The organism is Providencia sp. PROV269, from assembly GCF_028477785.1.
Taxonomy (GTDB): domain Bacteria; phylum Pseudomonadota; class Gammaproteobacteria; order Enterobacterales; family Enterobacteriaceae; genus Providencia; species Providencia rettgeri.
The window spans coordinates 40,983-59,560 of sequence record NZ_JAMPLV010000008.1 but is presented as its reverse complement, the minus strand read 5'-3'; the positions used below and the strand labels follow the sequence as shown (position 1 = coordinate 59,560).

At 41.4% G+C, this 18,578-nt stretch carries 14 protein-coding genes and 1 tRNA gene; 12 read left to right on the top strand and 3 right to left on the bottom strand.

Annotated elements, in window-relative coordinates:
- Nucleotides 1–7: 7 nt before the first annotated feature.
- Nucleotides 8–1,264: a valine--pyruvate transaminase gene (locus PR683_RS13670; RefSeq protein WP_115166400.1), complete on the bottom strand. Its 1,257-nt coding sequence runs from the start codon at nucleotides 1,262–1,264 to the stop codon at nucleotides 8–10.
- Nucleotides 1,265–1,469: 205 nt separating this feature from the next.
- Entirely contained in the window at nucleotides 1,470–2,033 is a 564-nt protein-coding gene (locus tag PR683_RS13665) for a DNA-3-methyladenine glycosylase I (protein ID WP_004266059.1), read from the bottom strand.
- Between the two features lie 202 nt (nucleotides 2,034–2,235).
- Between PR683_RS13665 and glyQ the strand changes: the two genes are divergently transcribed.
- The 11 genes from glyQ to PR683_RS13610 all read left to right on the top strand — a co-directional run bounded on the left by glyQ (nucleotide 2,236) and on the right by PR683_RS13610 (nucleotide 16,216).
- Nucleotides 2,236–3,144: a glycine--tRNA ligase subunit alpha gene (glyQ, locus tag PR683_RS13660; RefSeq protein WP_109912885.1), complete on the top strand. Its 909-nt coding sequence runs from the start codon at nucleotides 2,236–2,238 to the stop codon at nucleotides 3,142–3,144.
- A 9-nt stretch (nucleotides 3,145–3,153) separates the two neighbouring features.
- Nucleotides 3,154–5,223 carry a glycine--tRNA ligase subunit beta gene (glyS, locus tag PR683_RS13655; protein WP_109912886.1) on the top strand — a complete coding sequence of 690 codons (2,070 nt, stop codon included), beginning with the start codon at nucleotides 3,154–3,156 and terminating at the stop codon, nucleotides 5,221–5,223.
- A gap of 220 nt (nucleotides 5,224–5,443) precedes the next feature.
- A tRNA-Pro gene (locus PR683_RS13650) sits at nucleotides 5,444–5,520 on the top strand.
- Nucleotides 5,521–5,811: 291 nt separating this feature from the next.
- Nucleotides 5,812–7,335 carry a ShlB/FhaC/HecB family hemolysin secretion/activation protein gene (locus PR683_RS13645; RefSeq protein ID WP_162617351.1) on the top strand — a complete coding sequence of 508 codons (1,524 nt, stop codon included), beginning with the start codon at nucleotides 5,812–5,814 and terminating at the stop codon, nucleotides 7,333–7,335.
- A gap of 620 nt (nucleotides 7,336–7,955) precedes the next feature.
- Complete coding sequence (gene dppA, locus PR683_RS13640) at nucleotides 7,956–9,563, top strand: dipeptide ABC transporter periplasmic-binding protein DppA (RefSeq protein WP_109912888.1); 1,608 nt, start codon at nucleotides 7,956–7,958, stop codon at nucleotides 9,561–9,563.
- A 168-nt stretch (nucleotides 9,564–9,731) separates the two neighbouring features.
- Nucleotides 9,732–10,751, top strand: coding sequence for a dipeptide ABC transporter permease DppB (dppB, locus tag PR683_RS13635; RefSeq protein WP_004262635.1), 1,020 nt, complete (start codon nucleotides 9,732–9,734; stop codon nucleotides 10,749–10,751).
- Between the two features lie 10 nt (nucleotides 10,752–10,761).
- The gene (gene dppC / locus PR683_RS13630; protein ID WP_109912889.1) at nucleotides 10,762–11,664 is read left to right on the top strand and encodes a dipeptide ABC transporter permease DppC; all 903 of its coding nucleotides are present in this window, start codon (nucleotides 10,762–10,764) and stop codon (nucleotides 11,662–11,664) included.
- A gap of 12 nt (nucleotides 11,665–11,676) precedes the next feature.
- Nucleotides 11,677–12,657, top strand: coding sequence for a dipeptide ABC transporter ATP-binding protein (gene dppD, locus PR683_RS13625; protein ID WP_004266046.1), 981 nt, complete (start codon nucleotides 11,677–11,679; stop codon nucleotides 12,655–12,657).
- The gene (gene dppF, locus PR683_RS13620; protein ID WP_004266044.1) at nucleotides 12,654–13,658 is read left to right on the top strand and encodes a dipeptide ABC transporter ATP-binding subunit DppF; all 1,005 of its coding nucleotides are present in this window, start codon (nucleotides 12,654–12,656) and stop codon (nucleotides 13,656–13,658) included. Before dppD ends, dppF begins: the two co-directional genes overlap by 4 nt.
- A gap of 193 nt (nucleotides 13,659–13,851) precedes the next feature.
- Nucleotides 13,852–14,550, top strand: coding sequence for a HAMP domain-containing protein (locus PR683_RS13615; RefSeq protein ID WP_004266042.1), 699 nt, complete (start codon nucleotides 13,852–13,854; stop codon nucleotides 14,548–14,550).
- Between the two features lie 169 nt (nucleotides 14,551–14,719).
- Complete coding sequence (locus PR683_RS13610) at nucleotides 14,720–16,216, top strand: M16 family metallopeptidase (RefSeq protein WP_117162947.1); 1,497 nt, start codon at nucleotides 14,720–14,722, stop codon at nucleotides 16,214–16,216.
- 60 nt (nucleotides 16,217–16,276) lie between these two features.
- On the opposite strand, the gene PR683_RS13605 is transcribed toward PR683_RS13610, so the two are convergent.
- A complete protein-coding gene (locus tag PR683_RS13605; RefSeq protein ID WP_117162948.1) occupies nucleotides 16,277–17,281 on the bottom strand; it encodes a serine hydrolase domain-containing protein in 1,005 nt (334 codons plus the stop codon).
- Nucleotides 17,282–17,491: 210 nt separating this feature from the next.
- On the opposite strand from PR683_RS13605, the gene PR683_RS13600 reads away from it, so the two are divergent.
- A complete protein-coding gene (locus tag PR683_RS13600) occupies nucleotides 17,492–18,553 on the top strand; it encodes an NAD(P)H-dependent flavin oxidoreductase (protein WP_272581819.1) in 1,062 nt (353 codons plus the stop codon).
- Nucleotides 18,554–18,578: the final 25 nt, after the last annotated feature.

Genomic DNA, 18,578 nt, shown 5'->3' with positions numbered 1-18,578 from the left:
TCATAATCTAACAGGTTACTTCTTGATAAGCTTTTTCAAGCTCTTCAGCTAATATTTTGATCCCCTGTTCGATTTTTTCTGGCTCAGGGACATAGTTCATACGCATACATTGATGCGCATGTGGCCAATCCTGTTCAATACCAGGGAAGAAGTAATGTCCGGGAACCATCAATACACCACGTTTTTTTAAGCGTTGGTATAATTCTAAGCAATTAATTGGTAGGTCTTTAAACCATAACCAGAGGAAAATGGCACCTTCTGGCTTATGAATTAAACACTTATCTTCTGGGATATAGCGGCGAATAATTTCGATGGCTTCTTCTACACGCTGCTTATAAAAAGGACCAATTACATTCTTAGATAACGAGATAAGGTCATCTTTTTTAAGCATTTCTAAGGCAAGTGCAGGGCCTATGCCACCAGGGGCAAGGCTGATGATACCATTCATGTTACTAACAGCTTCAATGATTTCTTCGTTAGCGATGATAATGCCGCATCGAGTTCCAGGTAAACCAAGTTTAGATAAACTCATACAAAGAATGACATTTTCGTTCCAAAATGGCGTAGCTTCGCTGAAGATAATGCCAGGGAAAGGAACACCATAAGCATTATCTATTAATAGTGGGATATTATGTTGTTTAGCTAGTTGGTCTAAATGCTCAACTTCTTCATCAGTAATGACATTACCAGTCGGATTTGTTGGGCGAGACACACAAATCACACCAATATCATCAGTAACCTCTAATGTGTTGAAGTCTACTCGGTATTTAAATTGACCATTAGGTAAAAATTCAATTTGTGGCTTATTAGCAACGAATAAGCCATCATCAAGACCTGAGTCTGCATAACCGACATATTCAGGGGCAAGAGGAAATAGCACTTTACGGGTGATACCATCTTCAAAGCGACCGGCTAGCAAGTTAAATAGATAGAAAAAAGCACTCTGACTGCCGTTAGATAGGGCAATATTTTTCGCGCTAATATTCCAACCTAGTTTTGCTTTTAGCGTTGCTGCAAGCGCTTTCAACATGGCATCTTTACCTTGAGGACCATCATAATTACATAAAGTGTCTGTCAATTGGCCATTAGCACACATCTCAGCTAGTAGATCTTGAAAATACTTATCCATTTCAGGGATATGAGCAGGATTTCCTCCCCCTAACATAATGGAGCCAGGGGTTCTTATGCCTTCATTCAAGTCTTTCATTAATAATGAAATACCTGAATTTTGAGCAAATTTATTACCAAATTTAGAAAATATCATCGCATTTATTCACATATGTTTATTAGATTGTTAATGGAATTTAAAACATACTCCGCTGCATCTCAGAGTTCAACCACTCATTTCTATCTTTTTTTAAGTTAAAATATCAAATTAAATCTATTTAATGGTCTAAAATATCGTAATGTTAATGCTTTGGTAGTTTATTTTTCTTTTTACTCGATGAGTTATACCGATAAAAACTAATTTATTTAAATTGGCAACAATTCACTAAATGGTCATTTATCATGCCAGTTGCCTGCATAAAGGCATAACAAGTGATCGAACCGACAAATTTAAACCCACGTTTTTTGAGCGCCTTGGAAAGAAGCTTAGAAATTTCAGTTTCCGCAGGGACTTGCGATGGTTTTTCCCAACCATTGACAATGGGTTGACCATTTACAAATTGCCAAATAAAACTGGAAAAATCTTCACCATTTTCTTTCATGGTTAAATAGGCTTTTGCATTCGCAATAATCCCATTAATTTTTAATCGGTTACGGATGATGCGAGTATCTTGCATAAGTCGCTCAATATCGTCTTCATCCATTAATGCAATTTTTTCGGGATCGAAATGATGAAATAAATCACGATATCCTTGGCGTTTTTTTAAAATAGTGTACCAAGAGAGCCCGGCTTGTTGGCCTTCAAGACAGATCATTTCAAATAATGCTAAGTTGTCATAAGTGGGTTTACCCCATTCATGGTCGTGATAAGCGATATATTCAGGATCTTGATTGACCCAATGGCAGCGTGTCAGGGGAGTATCCATTTTTCATCCTTTTTACAGTTTCGATAACCTTGTTTCAAAAAACAAACCATTTATACTGTATAAATAACCAGCTTTAAAGGGGTGAAAGTATTTTTTTTTATTTTTAGAATAAATACAGGCATATTCAATGCTGTATATCTTGCGGTCAAAGGGTATACTGGCGTACTTTCATTAAATTTTACGTATCGCGTGCGGATCTAACATGCAAAAGTTTGATACCAAAACCTTCCAAGGTCTTATCCTGACATTACAGGACTACTGGGCGCGTCAAGGCTGTACCATTGTTCAACCATTGGACATGGAAGTCGGCGCAGGAACCTCTCACCCAATGACGTGTTTGCGTGCATTAGGCCCTGAGCCTATTGCTGCGGCTTATGTTCAACCATCTCGCCGACCAACTGATGGTCGCTATGGTGAGAACCCAAACCGTCTACAACATTATTATCAGTTTCAGGTGATCATCAAACCATCACCAGACAACATCCAAGAATTATATCTGGGTTCTTTAAAAGAATTAGGTATTGACCCAACAGTTCACGACATTCGTTTTGTTGAAGATAACTGGGAAAACCCAACATTGGGTGCTTGGGGATTAGGCTGGGAAGTGTGGCTTAACGGGATGGAAGTGACTCAGTTTACTTACTTCCAGCAGGTCGGTGGTCTTGAATGTAAACCCGTAACAGGTGAAATTACATACGGCCTAGAACGCTTAGCGATGTATATTCAAGGCGTGGACAGCGTGTATGACCTTGTCTGGTGTGATGGCCCATTGGGTAAAACCACTTATGGTGATATTTATCATCAAAACGAAGTGGAGCAGTCAACCTATAACTTCGAATACGCAAATGTTGATTTTCTTTTCAAATGTTTTGAAGAGTATGAAAAAGAAGCTCAACACTTGCTGGCTTTGGAAACGCCACTTCCACTACCTGCATACGAACGTATCTTGAAAGCGGCTCACACTTTCAACCTACTAGATGCACGTAAAGCCATTTCTGTTACTGAACGCCAACGCTATATTTTACGTATTCGTACCCTAACTAAAGGGGTTGCAGAAGCGTATTATGCTTCTCGTGAAGCGCTTGGATTCCCTATGTGTCATAAGAACTAAGAGGCTGTCATGACTCAACAGACTTTCCTTGTGGAAATCGGCACCGAAGAGTTACCGCCGAAGGCTCTTCGTTCATTAGCTGAATCATTTGCTGCAAATTTTACGGCTGAACTTGATGGCGCTGATATTGCCCATGGTGCAGTAACGTGGTTTGCTGCCCCTCGTCGTTTAGCACTTAAAGTAGCTGATTTAGCGGCTTCACAGCCAGACCGTGAAGTTGAAAAACGCGGTCCTGCTATCTCTCAGGCATTTGGTCCGGATGGCCAACCAACTAAAGCTGCTGAAGGCTGGGCTCGTGGTTGTGGTATTACCGTTGACCAAGCTGAGCGTTTAACTACAGATAAAGGCGAATGGTTACTATACCGTGCCCAAATGAAAGGGCAGGCTGTTAGCGAATTATTGGTTGATATGACTAGCCGTGCGCTAGCAAAATTACCAATCCCTAAATTAATGCGCTGGGCAGATAAAGACACTCAATTCGTGCGCCCTGTTCATACGGTCACATTACTGTTAGGTAGTGATGTTATCGAGGGTGAAATTTTAGGTATTAAGAGCGGGCGCACAATTCGTGGTCACCGTTTTATGGGTGAAGCTGAATTTACTATTGATAACGCTGAACAATATCCAGCCATTTTACGTGAACGCGGTAAAGTCATGGCGGATTACGCAGAACGTAAAGCGGTTATTAAAGCGGATGCGGAAAAAGCGGCTCAGGCTCTTGGTGGCCAAGCTGACTTAACGGATAGCTTACTTGAAGAAGTGACTTCATTGGTTGAATGGCCGGTCGTTTTAACGGCTAAATTTGAAGAGAAATTCTTAGATGTTCCTTCCGAAGCGCTAGTTTACACCATGAAAGGGGACCAAAAATATTTCCCAGTTTATGATAAGGCTGGCAAGTTAATGCCTAACTTTATCTTTGTGGCAAATATTGAGTCTTCTGATCCTCAACAAATCATTTCAGGTAACGAAAAAGTTGTACGTCCGCGTTTAGCTGATGCCGAATTTTTCTTTAAAACTGACCGTAAACAACGTTTGGAAGATAACTTACCACGTTTAGAAACTGTATTGTTCCAAAAACAATTAGGTACGCTGCGTGATAAAACAGATCGTTTAGAAGCCCTAGCGGGCTGGATTGCGAGTAAAATTGGTGCAGATGTCAATCATGCAACACGAGCTGGCTTATTAGCCAAATGTGACTTAATGACTAACATGGTGTTTGAGTTTACAGACACTCAAGGTGTTATGGGAATGCACTACGCACGCCATGACGGTGAGTCAGAAGACGTTGCATTAGCTTTAAAAGAGCAGTATCAGCCACGTTTTTCAGGAGATGCACTTCCATCGACAGATGTGTCAGCTGCATTAGCATTGGCTGAAAAAATGGATACGCTTGCTGGTATTTTTGGTATCGGCCAACATCCTAAAGGTGATAAAGATCCATTCGCTCTGCGCCGTGCTGCACTAGGCGTCCTACGCATTATCGTTGAAAAAGGCTACCAGCTTGATCTCGTTGAAATGACAGAAGAAGCGGCTCGTTTATATGGCGATAAATTAACCAATGAAAATGTAGTTAATGACGTTGTAGAGTTTATGCTTGGTCGTTTCCGTTCTTGGTATCAAGAATTAGGCTATAGCATTGATACCATTCAAGCGGTATTAGCTCGTCGTCCAACACAACCTGCTGACTTTGATGCACGAGTGAAAGCAGTTACTCACTTCCGTTCATTAGAAGAAGCACAGGCACTTGCAGCGGCAAATAAACGTGTTTCCAATATTCTGAGTAAATCAGAAGAAAAACTGGCTGACAACGTTTTAGCATCTGTTTTAAAAACGCCTGAAGAAGTCAAGTTAGCGACTCATGTTGTGGTGCTACAAGATAAGCTTGCGCCAATGTTTGCAGAAAGAAATTATCAAGAGGCTTTAGTTGAATTAGCTTCTTTACGCGATATCGTGGATGAATTCTTTGCAAATGTTATGGTAATGGATGAAGACCAAGCGGTGCGTATTAACCGTTTGACGCTATTAAGCCAGTTACGTGAGTTGTTCTTGAAAGTAGCAGATATTTCTTTGCTGCAATAGGTTTTAAATTAGGTTTTTAGCTTATTGTTAACGCTATTTTTATAAATGCTAACCTGTTTGATAAATAAGCACTAAAATACTCTAGTGCTTATTTTTTACTTTAAATAAGGTGATTAGCTTATAAACCTTACCATTTTGGTGGTTTTATCAGCAAACGAACCGAATTGGCGAAAAATGGGTTGACGATCTCCGTTCTTGGCAGTATTATTCACACCGTTTTCGGCGAGTAGCGCAGCTTGGTAGCGCAACTGGTTTGGGACCAGTGGGTCGGAGGTTCGAATCCTCTCTCGCCGACCAAATTCTAAGACCCACCTCATTGAGGTGGGTTTTTTCGTTTTTATCTTCCTTTTTCTATCTATAATTTCAGACTAACTTGCCTTGCTCTCCATAGCCTATTTCTGTTGATATATAACCAGTTCATGGTTGAACTGATGAGTTATTTATTGTTCGCAGATAGCTCATTATTTATGAATATCATTATTCATTTTTATGTTGTTTCCAGTAAAAAAGCTTTTACATTACAAGGACTTGTTAATGAAAGCCAACAACGTTTTATCAATATACCTTTATTTCTTTTTTTGGGCGTTCATGCCCAATAAAGCTTATAGCCATGCTATAACGCCTGTTACTGCCATTACTCAAACATTACCTACATGTATCATAATTAACCAAGTTTATTTAATCGATGCTCAGCAGCTAACTGAAATTTCATCTAGGCATATTGATGGATGGCGAAAAAAGCTAGAAGGTAAGTGTATTAGCGAGCAAGGTTTGCTCGACTATGCAGACTATATTAGGGCTGAGCTTATTAAAGCTGGCTACCTGACCTCTTATTTATATTATCCAGAGCAAACTTTTCTGTTTGGTATCCTGCAAGCAAAAATAATAGTAGGAACCGTTTCTTCGGTGGTTTATCAAAATGAACCGAGAGAAGACAACTTACTGCCACATGTATTTCCTTTTAAGCCAGGGGAAGCGCTTAACCTTTGGCATCTTGAGCAAGGCTTATACAATTTACAAAACACTTCTTTGCTTCCCTTTCAAATTAAATTAATTCCAGATGAAACCAATGAAAACGGCACGCAAATATTGGTGATTGGTCAACACCGACGTGAATTTCAAGGGATTCTATCTTTTGAGTCACGCTCAATTGCTCGGCAGGTAGGTAATACAGTCAGCCATACTTTTATAGCCGCTAATCCTTTGCTACGCAGTGATTTTTTATATTCGGAAGTCAGTCGTCAGCTAAGCGGTTCGGAAGACACTGAAATAACATCAGCAGCATTGTTCTATTCCCTTCCATATCATTATTGGCTTTTTTCTGTATCTGGTGGGTATCAGGAAAATAAATCCGTTCTTACCGGCTATGATATGGCTTTACCACTACAACAGTACCACTGGTTCCTCTTACTAAATGCAGAATACTTATTAAAGCGAACTGAACATTCGGTTACCTCAATAAGCATAGGGTCTCAAACCCAAAAAAGTGACACTTTTTTGTCTGATTTATACTTACAAACACAACAGCGCTATGCTAATTACATTATTGGTGAATTTTCTCATCAGACTAATTTTTCACAAGGCAATACCTTACTAAAATTAAAATATAAGCAAGGAACTGACTGGTTTGGTGCTAATGCACAGCAAATAACGGGATTGCGTAAGCCTCAAATTTTGAAAATATCACTTTCAACGTATAGAGAAGTGCTTCCTTTTCAATATCAAGGCCAATTTGAGGTGCAGCTGAGCCGTGACAAGTTAGATGTGTTACTAGACCAAGAATCATTAGTTGGAGCTGGTGGTATTAGCGGTTTTACTGGCGGACCGCAATATACTGATATGGGGGATAATAGCTTAAGGTTGGAAAATGAACTGTTATGGAATACTCCTTGGCAGCAAGTGGCTCTATATACTTCATTGGGTATAGGAGCAACGGCAAATGATAAAGCAACATTTTGGAAGGAAAACGTTTTACTAGGTGGAAGGATAGGAGCAAAAGGCCAATTAGGGCGTTTGTCATATCACTTATTTGCGGAAATGCCTTTTTGGCAAGGAAACCAACCTGTTATGCATGATGTCAGTTCGGGCCTTCATGTTGCATATTATTATTAATAAAATCAGTAGATTGTATTGTTTGTCGCGTCATCTAAGTGGTGTTTTTTATACAAATTAGCTAATTGTAGTTTTTATCGTATGTATTAGAGCATTTTCTGTACGCCAATAAATCGACTGAAATAATACGGCGAGTATTATTTTATTCTTTAAGTTATCAAATGGTTAAAATTATGTTTAGCATAGGCAGTTGAATGTTTTTTATTTGCATAAAAAACAAACTAAATAATTACATACTAAAATAATTTCCACATCGATTCTCTTTAGTGTTTTATTTCGTATCGCACCAATAAAAGCACTATATTCGTTCAGTAATTCAGCACTTAATCACAAATATAAAAATAAATAACCTCGATATAAAACCCTATTCATTACTAATTATATGGTTATAACGCCTGCGTCTCATTCTTTATTATGAAATTTTAAGCTAAATTGCAGTGATAATTGTTTCTAATATGTTACATGAATTGAAGGTGGGTCGTAAATGTGGCTATTGACGAAGCGAGTGACAGTTGATTAATTGCACAATGAATAACAAAAAATACAGATACTACATCTGTCGCTTTTATGACGGATTTAGACATCAAGCAAAACAACATGAACACCATAGGAGCATACAGATGCGCTCTATTAAAAAGACCGGCCTACTGACAGTAGGGCTTACATTGGCAGCATTAGCGGTATCCGCATCAGTACAGGCAAAAACATTAGTTTATTGTTCAGAGGGCTCCCCTGAGGGCTTTAACCCACAGTTGTTCACATCAGGAACGACTTATGATGCAAGCTCTATCCCACTGTATAACCGTTTAGTTGAGTTCAAATTAGGAACAACTGAAATTGAACCCGGTTTGGCTGAAAGCTGGGAAGTGAGCGATGATGGTAAAGAGTACACTTTCCATCTGCGTAAAGGTGTCAAATGGCACTCGAATAAAGAATTTAAACCAAGCCGTGATTTGAACGCAGACGATGTAATCTATACATTTATGCGTCAAAAAGATGCTAACCACCCATATCATAAAGTTTCAGGCGGTAGCTATGAATACTTTATGGGAATGGATATGGATAAAATCATCGATAAAGTAGAGAAAGTTGATGATAATACGGTAAAAATTACCTTAACTCGCCCTGAATCTCCATTCTTAGCTGATATGGCAATGGACTTCGCATCAATTCTTTCTGCTGAATATGCAGACCAGATGCTGAAAGCGGGCACGCCAGAAAAAGTAGACTTAAACCCAATTGGAACGGGCCCATTTGTTCTGCAACAGTATCAAAAAGACTCTCGTATTCTTTATAAAGCCAATGATCAATACTGGGGCACGAAACCTAAACTTGACCGCTTAGTCTTCTCTATCACACCAGATGCTTCCGTTCGTTATGCAAAATTGCAAAAAAATGAATGCCAAGTTATGCCATATCCAAACCCGGCTGATTTAGAGCGCATGAAGCAAGATAAAGACATTACGTTAATGGAGCAACCAGGGCTGAACGTTGGTTATCTCTCTTATAACGTTGAGAAAAAACCACTGGATAATCAAAAGGTTCGCCAAGCACTGTCTATGGCGGTGAACAAAGATGCAATTATCGAAGCGGTTTATCAAGGTGCAGGCCAAAAAGCGAAAAACCTTATCCCACCAACAATGTGGGGCTATAACGATGCGGTGAACGATTACGAATATAATCCTGAAAAAGCAAAAGCATTATTAGCAGAAGCGGGCTTCCCGAATGGCTTTGAAATTGACCTATGGGCTATGCCTGTTCAACGACCATATAACCCAAATGCCCGTCGCATGGCGGAAATGATCCAAGCGGACTGGGCAAAAGTTGGCGTTAAATCAAAGGTTGTCAGCTATGAGTGGGGTGAATACCTCAAGCGAGCGAAAGATGGCGAGCCACAAACGGTAATGATGGGTTGGACGGGTGACAATGGGGACCCTGATAACTTCTTTGCAACCTTGTTTAGCTGTGCAGCAAAAGAACAAGGTTCTAACTACTCAAAATGGTGTAATCAAAGTTTCGAAAACTTGATCCAACCAGCACGTCAAACAGCAGATCACGACAAACGAGTCGAGCTGTACAAACAAGCGCAAGTTGTGATGAATGAGCAGGCTCCAGCCCTCATTATTGCGCACTCCACAGTGTTTGAACCAGTACGTAAAGAAGTCAAAGGCTATGTGGTTGACCCACTAGGTAAACACCACTTCGAAAACGTCGATATTGAGAAGTAATCGTATCTAATCTGTCTATGCCCTTCGTTGCTGGTTTAGAGCGGAGGGCGTTTTCTTCTCTAGAAGAAGCAGAGAAGTTGAGTTGTTTGTGAGCACCCGGAAAAGCGATTTTCTGAGTAGCCAAACGGACTAAGAGCCGTCAACGGCATTATTAAAGAGATTCAGGATATGTTGCAATTTATCCTCCGACGATTGGGGCTTGTGATCCCCACGTTTATCGGTATTACATTATTGACTTTTGCTTTTGTCCACATGATCCCGGGTGACCCGGTGATGATCATGGCTGGTGAAAGGGGGTTATCCCCTGAAAGGCATGCTTATTTAATGGCTGAACTAGGGCTTGATCAGCCACTTTGGAAACAATATCTCCATTATATCAATGGGATATTTCATGGTGATTTGGGGATTTCCCTAAAAAGTCGCATCGGGGTATGGGAAGAGTTTTTACCTCGTTTTTTAGCAACAGTCGAATTGGCAACTTGCGCTATGATTTTTGCGATTTCTGTTGGGATCCCAGTTGGGGTGTTAGCCGCAGTAAAACGTGGGTCAATTTTTGACCATACCGCAATTGGCCTTTCTTTAACGGGTTACTCAATGCCTATCTTCTGGTGGGGGATCATGCTCATCATGTTAGTGTCGGTACAGTTAGACCTCACCCCGGTTGCAGGGCGAGTCAGTGATACCGTTTTTCTTGATGATTCTCAGCCTCTAACCGGTTTTATGTTAATTGATACCCTAATTTGGGGTGAAGATGGCGATTTTATTGATGCTGTAGAGCACTTAATATTGCCTTCCATTGTTTTGGGAACGATCCCATTAGCCGTCATTGTACGTATGACTCGCTCATCAATGCTAGAAGTGCTGGGAGAAGATTATATTCGTACTGCTCGTGCCAAAGGTCTTGGCCGCGCGCGCGTAATATTAATTCATGCATTACGCAATGCATTATTGCCTGTGGTCACGGTAATTGGCTTGCAGGTGGGGGTGATGTTAGCAGGGGCTATTTTGACAGAAACTATTTTCTCATGGCCCGGGTTAGGACGCTGGTTAATCGAAGGGCTACAGCGTCGAGACTACCCTGTTGTCCAGGGGGGAGTTCTGCTGGTTGCGACATTGATTATCTTCGTAAACTTAGTGGTCGACGTGCTGTATGGCATTGTAAACCCACGTATTCGTCATAAAAAATAAGGAGCGCTAAATGTCTCAATCTACTGAGCCAACCGTTGTCAGCGCCCCGCAGCCGATGACCCCATTACAAGAATTTTGGCACTATTTTAAACGTAACAAAGGGGCAGTTGTCGGGATGTTCTACATTATCCTGATGGTACTGATTGCGATTTTTGCGGGGGTATTAGCCCCACATGCCCCAGACGAACAATTCCGTGATTTCTTACTTGCTCCACCCGTTTGGGAAGATGGGGGAAGTTGGCAGTTTATTTTAGGGACTGATGATGTTGGGCGCGATTTACTCTCTCGTTTAATGTATGGCGCCCGCCTGTCACTGCTAGTTGGCTGTTTAGTGGTTGTTCTATCATTAATCATGGGGGTTACTATTGGTGTGATCGCTGGCTATTTTGGTGGTGTCGTTGACGCATTAATTATGCGTGTTGTCGATATCATGCTGGCATTACCAAGTTTATTATTAGCCTTGGTGCTGGTCGCCATTTTTGGTCCTTCTATTGTTAATGCCTCGATTGCTTTGACGTTTGTTGCATTACCTCACTATATTCGATTAACACGAGCAGCGGTTTTAGTGGAAGTAAACCGTGACTATGTGACGGCTTCTCGTGTTGCGGGGGCCGGGGCAGTACGCCAAATGTTTGTGAACATCTTGCCTAACTGCTTGGCTCCATTGATTGTGCAGGCCTCTTTAGGTTTTTCGAATGCCATTTTAGATATGGCTGCTTTGGGTTTCCTTGGAATGGGCGCACAGCCACCGACTCCTGAGTGGGGAACGATGCTGTCTGATGTGCTGCAATTTGCACAAAGCGCATGGTGGGTTGTGACTTTCCCTGGACTGGCAATTTTATTGACGGTGCTTGCGTTTAACCTGATGGGTGATGGGTTACGTGATGCATTTGATCCAAAACTCAAGCAGTGATGAGGTAACCAAATGGCATTGTTAAATGTAGAACAACTTTCGGTACATTTCGGAGACGAAAAAGCACCGTTTCGCGCCGTTGACCGCATCAGTTATAGCGTTGATAAAGGCCAAGTCGTTGGTATCGTTGGTGAATCGGGTTCAGGTAAATCCGTTAGCTCACTCGCGATTATGGGGTTAATTGATTACCCCGGGAAAGTAATGGCTGATTCTTTAAAATTTGATGGGCGTGATTTACTGTCGATCCCTGAAAAAGAACGCAGGCAGATTGTTGGTGCCGATGTAGCAATGATTTTCCAAGACCCGATGACCAGTTTAAACCCATGTTTTACTGTGGGTTATCAAATCATGGAAGCGTTGAAAGTTCACCAAGGAGGAAGCAAAAGTACACGTAAACAGCGGGCTATTGACCTCTTAGATATGGTAGGGATCCCTGATCCACAATCACGTTTAGATGTGTATCCCCACCAGTTGTCCGGTGGAATGAGCCAGCGTGTAATGATAGCAATGGCAATTGCATGTCGTCCTAAGTTATTGATTGCGGATGAACCGACAACAGCGTTAGATGTCACTATTCAAGCGCAAATTATTGAATTGCTGTTGGAATTACAGCAACAAGAAAATATGGCGTTGGTACTTATCACTCATGACCTCGCTTTAGTGGCAGAAGCTGCACATCATATTATTGTGATGTATGCGGGGCAGGTGGTTGAGTCAGCCAAAGCGAACGATATTTTTAAGCATCCTCGTCATCCTTATACACAAGCGCTACTACGTGCTTTGCCTGAATTTGCGACGAATAAATCACGTTTAGCCTCACTCCCGGGTGTAGTGCCCGGAAAATATGATAGGCCTGTGGGTTGTTTATTGAATCCACGTTGTCCGTATGCAACGGAGAAATGCCGTCAAGAAGAGCCAATGTTACAAACCGTTGGTGATCGCCAAGTCAAATGCCATATGCCGCTGGATGATATGGGGAGGCCAACATTATGAGTGACAAACAACATGCTCCATTGCTCAAAGCGGTGGATTTGAAAAAATATTACTCTGTCAAAAGAGGGGTTTTTGCTGCGGAAAAAACCTTGAAAGCATTGGATGGCGTTTCTTTTGAGCTAGAAAGAGGCAAAACATTGGCAGTAGTTGGAGAATCGGGTTGTGGTAAATCGACATTAGGTCGTTTATTAACCATGATTGAGCAACCCTCTGAGGGCGAGTTGTATTACCAAGAGCAAAACTTGTTAGTAAAAGATAAGTCTGCAGAGAAACTGCGTCGTCAAAAAATCCAAATTGTGTTTCAAAACCCTTATGGCTCTTTGAACCCTCGTAAAAAGGTGGGGCAAATTTTGGAAGAGCCGTTATTGATTAATACTTCATTGTCGAAAGAGCAGCGCAAAGAAAAAGTATTATCTATGATGGCAAAAGTGGGTTTAAAAACAGAACACTATAGCCGGTATCCTCACATGTTTTCTGGCGGGCAGCGTCAACGTATCGCGATAGCACGGGGTTTAATGCTTGACCCTGACATCGTGGTTGCTGATGAACCGGTTTCCGCGCTGGATGTTTCTGTTCGTGCTCAAGTATTAAATCTGATGATGGATTTACAGCAAGATCTAGGTTTGTCTTATGTCTTTATTTCACATGATTTATCGGTGGTAGAGCATATTGCTGATGAAGTTATGGTGATGTATTTAGGGCGCTGTGTGGAGAAAGGGACAAAAGAGCAGATTTTTAATAACCCTCTTCACCCTTATACCCAAGCGTTATTATCAGCAACACCAAGGCTGAATCCAGATGCTCGGCGTGAACGTATTAAGTTAACGGGAGAGTTACCAAGCCCTTTAAACCCACCACCGGGATGTGCATTTGCAGCGCGGTGCCGTAGAGCATTTGGCCAATGTACGCAATTCCAGCCAACATTGAAGGAATATGACCAACAGTTGGTTGCGTGTTTTGCAGTTGATGAAGATGAAAAACAGACGATAACGGTGAGCTGATATGTGAAACGGTAGAAAGGTTAACTTTCTGCCGTTTTTTATTTCATCGTGCCTTTAAATGGCGTTAACATGCTGTTTGTCCTAAATACCCAATCTTTCTTTTTAAACTACTCTTTTGCAGATAAAATCAAGTATACTGGCTGATGTTTCCATTTTCTTTAAAAAGCTGCTTGATTAGAAAGGTTGTGGCCAAATGAATACCCGAGTCCAACGCTCACTAACATTAAAAAGTATGGTCGTATTCTTTATGATTACGTTGCTATCACTTGCGCTTTTTTTAGCTATTCAATTCAGTTACTTAGTTGAGCAACGTAAGCAAGATTATTTAGACCAACTCAGTAACGCTGTAGTACAAATTCAAAAACCATTAACAGATTCATTGTTAAGCTCTGACCTCAACGAAGTTAAACGGCTACTGATAAGTTTAAAGACATCAGGCATTATGGGAAATGCGATTATTACTGTTGATGGTACAACGGTAATGAATCTAAGCTTTGCAACGCCTAAGCCGATACCTAATTGGGTGACTCATTTTGTGGGTATCCCTGTCGAAATGACCGTGCCACTGTATGCATACGGGAATGTTGTGTTGCAGGCTAAGCCTCAAGGGTATTTGACATTACAAGTTGACCCGAACCGTGTTTATCGGTTTGCGCTCAACACCCTTGCTTTGATGACGACAACTTATTTGTTGTTGGTGCTCATTATTGCTATTGGAATGACGTGGTGTGTCAGTCGTATGATAATAAGGCCACTGCGTAAAATCGCAATTGAGTTACAGACAAATTCTGAAGTTAATCAAATTGCTGTGTCTGAATATCATCGTGACGATGAGCTAGGTTTGCTAGCAAAAGGGTATAATCGTCAAAGAAAACAGCAAAAATCAGACTAAGCCATGAACATGGACTCAGCTTTATGGTCTAATATCGTTATAGTGGTGACAATGAAAAATGGAATAAAGCCAAACTATATCGTTTAACCCGATAAGTTCGCGTTTTTCGTTAATTTATCTGTCGTTATTTGCGGTTAAATATAAAGATATAAAACACATAGGGGTTTACATGCAGGGCTTGAAAGTTCGGTATATCATTGGTGTTGTATTATTCTCAGTCGCGCATTTAGCCGGCGCTGAGCCTTTACAACCTGATCCAGCATGGCAGCAAGGGAAGCTAGAAAATGGCTTTAGCTGGCAATTATTACAAACACCACAACGTCCAAATGACCGTATCCAGCTCAGGTTAGCAATTAAAACAGGCTCATTAACAGAAAAAGCGAGCGAGAAAGGATACAGTTACCTTATACCTAAAATGGCGTTGTTTCATCAAACTGAAGCATTTCCAACAACAACATTGCAAGAATTCTGGCGCCAGGCCGCAGACCCTGATATGCCAATTCCACCCGCGGTTGTTTCCTATGACTACACTATTTATAGCTTAAGCTTACCAAATAATCGCCCTGACTTAATTAAGCAAGCCCTAAGCTGGCTAGCGACTTCTGTTGCAGGTGCTGAGTATACAGAAACGACATTGCATAACGGCTTGACGGCACAAAATGTCCCAGTTGCAACACTACCTTTAAATGCCAACGATCCTGTTTGGCGAGCGCGTTTAAAGGGTTCAACGATGATGGGGTATGACCCTGGCCAAAAACCGAATGGTACTGTCGCTCTTGATAGTGTGAACTCGTTTTATCAAAAATGGTACACACCGGATGTGATGACATTGTATGTTGCGGGCCATGTAGATTCTCGAATGTTATCTGATTCAATCTCACAAACGTTCTCTTCATTGGAAGGTAAGCGCTCTGAGCCTGTTTCTGTTGCGGTATTATCAGCAGTAAAACCGCAATCTATTGATATTTTGCAGGAACAACCTGCGCAGGATACGCTTTCATTAATTTGGGACATTGATTGGCTACCCATTAAAGATTCAAACGTTTTACTGCGTTATTGGTCGAGTGACTTAGCGCGTGAGGCAGTTTATCGTTCTCTGCAAAAAGCGTTCAATCAGAAATTTAATCAAGGGGAAGTTGTTCCAGGGCTAGATTGCCGCGTGCAATATCAAAAAGCCAGTTGCACATTAACGGTGACGGCAGCGCCTGAAAAAATGGAAGCGGTGACAGATATCGTCGCGAGTGAACTTGCATCGATTAACCAAAATGGTATTGCTGCTGAGTTATTTGACGACATGCTCAAAGAAAAACAGGTGCAGTTATCGCAATTATTTGCCGCCTACGCGCGTACAAGTACCGATGTTTTGATTAGTCAACGTCTGATTTCCCAACAAAATGGGGTCGTTGACATCGCCCCTGAACAGTACCAGCGGTTAAGGCAAACTTTCTTGGCTTCACAAAGCCTTGAACAGGTAAATATGGAAGCCCGTCGGTTGTTATCTCAAGAAGCCGCTTTTGTATTAGCGCAGCCAAAAGATAAGCAAATGATGGATGCAGAACGAATTCGTCAGAAATTTACCAAGGTGTTATGGCCGCAAATTGCCGCGCCAGCATCAACAGAAGTGGCTCCTGTTAAGCCTGTTGCAGAAAAGCCAGCCGCACAATAAGTGGGCAAAAATAGAAATATGGAAGATAGCTATTGAATGATTCAGTGGCTATCTTTTAATTTAATGTTGTTGGCTTAATAGCGATTCAATCACACAAATTAGCGTTTCTCGTGATTCTTTGTCATCAACAAACCCTGCTGCACTGGTTTTTGCTTCAGGTGCGTAATAGGCGACAGACCCCCAAAAACCCAAATGGGAATACAAGGTGATGCCATTGACAACATTCACCATAATGCCCAATCGATAGTGTTCTGCACCTTCGTGAGACCCCATACTTAGCATCGTCTCTAGTGTATTCGGTGATGAAAAAATATTCCCCTCAAACAGTGCTTCTAAAAATATCGCCATTTGTTTCGATGACATAACTAAGCCACCGCCACCATAGGCATCCATGGAGGCGTGAATATGAGTTCCATCCCATTTCCCTAAATATTGACGTGCTCTTGGGGCTGAGTCTTGGGATGGTTGTTCTAATGATTCCCAATAGGCACTTTCAAGACCAATAGTGTCGAAATGCAAAAGCTCTCTAACAGCTAGGCCAAGGGATTTACCTGTAATCCGTTCAATAATATCACCGAGCAAAATATATCCAGTATCTGAATAGATAAAGGATTCAGCAGGCGAAAATGTTGGAAACTGTTTACGCATGTACATTTCGATTTGTTCGGTTCGGCTCCAAACATAATTAGGTTGTTTAAGAACGGCTTTGAGGTAGTCACCATCTGCATGGTCTAGTAGACCACTACTGTGCTCCAGTAAATGGCGGATAGTGATAGCTTGAGTGTTATATTGGCTACTGAGTAGTGCATTATACTGCGGGTCAATATATTTAGGTATTGCATCATCAATACTGAGTTTTCCCATTTCAGTAAGGCGTAAAATGGCAGCGGCGGTAAATGTCTTTGTATTACTGGCAATTCGCAGCGGTGTATCAACAGTAAGAGGCATACCTTCAATATCCGCCCCTCTAGCACAGAAGGTATTCACGCTATTTTTGGTTTGATTATGGTAGTAAAGGACGACACCACAAGTTAAATTTTCGAGCTGTTGAATAGGGAGGGGCATAATAATCTCATTATTAAATGATTAAGATGAAGATGCATGCCATCTTAATCATATTTATACAATTCAATGTACGCTTTAAATGCGCTTAAAGAAACAAGTTGGCGACCATATGATGGCAAGTGTTTTTTCTTTTTATATAAATTTGGTGCTATGTTTATCTTCAATATAAGAACATAAAATGTACCCGGATATTGAAGTAAAGGAAAGAACATGAACAACTCGAATATATTTCTACAACGGTTAGGTTTGCGTTATCCCATCATACAAGCGCCGATGGCGGGTGTTTCTACTCCAACACTAGCCGCTGCGGTCTCAGAGGCTGGTGGGCTTGGCTCGCTAGGCTTAGGCGCAAATTCAGTGGAACAAGCTCGCCAATTGATTACTCAAACGCAAGCACTGACAAGTAAAGCATTCAATGTCAATTTATTCTGCCATTTACCGGCTAAACGTTATCCCGCTAATGAGCAGGGATGGATCCAGTATTTAGCACCTTATTTCGCCCAATTTAATGAGACTTCCCCTACTTATCTCAGTGAAATTTATCAAACTTTTTTAGATAACTCAGAAATGTTATCGATGTTACTCGAAACAAAACCTGCAGTAGTGAGTTTTCATTTTAATATTCCATCCACCGAGGTGATACAGCAATTCAAGCAACACGGTATCTATACCATGGCGACGGCTACTAATTTGCACGAAGCACAACAAATTGAATTGGTTGGAATTGACGCCGTTGTTGCACAAGGTATTGAAGCGGGAGGGCATCGAGGCATGTTTGATTTGCAAGCTTTAGATGAAGAACTCACCACTTATGAATTAGTGACGTTAATCTCTCAACATATTGATTTACCAGTGATTGCAGCTGGTGGCATGATGGATGGACAAGCTATCAATATGGCTTTAGAGTGCGGTGCTGCCGCCGCGCAATTAGGAACGGCATTTTTGCTTTGTCCTGAATCTGCTGCGAATGCAGGATACCGAGCTAAGATCAAGCAGCAAACTGGGGATCACACTCAACTCACTTCTGCAATTTCAGGGCGTCCAGCGAGAGGGATTATTAATCAATTTATTCAAGTAGGCAACGGCTACGAGACAAGTAAATTACCTGATTACCCATTAGTTTATGATATTGGTAAGCAACTTAATGCGGCGGCAATGAAGTCAGGTAGCGATGAGTTTGCGGCATATTGGGCGGGGCAGAGTGTGGCGAAAGCTCGCGAGATGCCAGCGTCTTTATTGGTTAAAACGTTAGCAGAAGAAATGAAACGCTAGTTTTAAGCGTGGTAGGGCGGGTTAC

What these genes read in the sequence shown, in the direction of transcription:
- dppC (WP_109912889.1), top strand. Translation starts at nt 10,762, where the DNA reads ATGTCTCAATCTACTGAGCCAACCGTTGTCAGCGCCCCGCAGCCGATG.
- glyS (WP_109912886.1), top strand. Translation starts at nt 3,154, where the DNA reads ATGACTCAACAGACTTTCCTTGTGGAAATCGGCACCGAAGAGTTACCG.
- dppB (WP_004262635.1), top strand. Translation starts at nt 9,732, where the DNA reads ATGTTGCAATTTATCCTCCGACGATTGGGGCTTGTGATCCCCACGTTT.
- dppD (WP_004266046.1), top strand. Translation starts at nt 11,677, where the DNA reads ATGGCATTGTTAAATGTAGAACAACTTTCGGTACATTTCGGAGACGAA.
- PR683_RS13605 (WP_117162948.1), bottom strand. Translation starts at nt 17,281, where the DNA reads ATGCCCCTCCCTATTCAACAGCTCGAAAATTTAACTTGTGGTGTCGTC.
- PR683_RS13670 (WP_115166400.1), bottom strand. Translation starts at nt 1,264, where the DNA reads ATGATATTTTCTAAATTTGGTAATAAATTTGCTCAAAATTCAGGTATT.
- PR683_RS13600 (WP_272581819.1), top strand. Translation starts at nt 17,492, where the DNA reads ATGAACAACTCGAATATATTTCTACAACGGTTAGGTTTGCGTTATCCC.
- PR683_RS13665 (WP_004266059.1), bottom strand. Translation starts at nt 2,033, where the DNA reads ATGGATACTCCCCTGACACGCTGCCATTGGGTCAATCAAGATCCTGAA.
- glyQ (WP_109912885.1), top strand. Translation starts at nt 2,236, where the DNA reads ATGCAAAAGTTTGATACCAAAACCTTCCAAGGTCTTATCCTGACATTA.
- PR683_RS13615 (WP_004266042.1), top strand. Translation starts at nt 13,852, where the DNA reads ATGAATACCCGAGTCCAACGCTCACTAACATTAAAAAGTATGGTCGTA.
- dppF (WP_004266044.1), top strand. Translation starts at nt 12,654, where the DNA reads ATGAGTGACAAACAACATGCTCCATTGCTCAAAGCGGTGGATTTGAAA.
- dppA (WP_109912888.1), top strand. Translation starts at nt 7,956, where the DNA reads ATGCGCTCTATTAAAAAGACCGGCCTACTGACAGTAGGGCTTACATTG.
- PR683_RS13610 (WP_117162947.1), top strand. Translation starts at nt 14,720, where the DNA reads ATGCAGGGCTTGAAAGTTCGGTATATCATTGGTGTTGTATTATTCTCA.
- PR683_RS13645 (WP_162617351.1), top strand. Translation starts at nt 5,812, where the DNA reads ATGCCCAATAAAGCTTATAGCCATGCTATAACGCCTGTTACTGCCATT.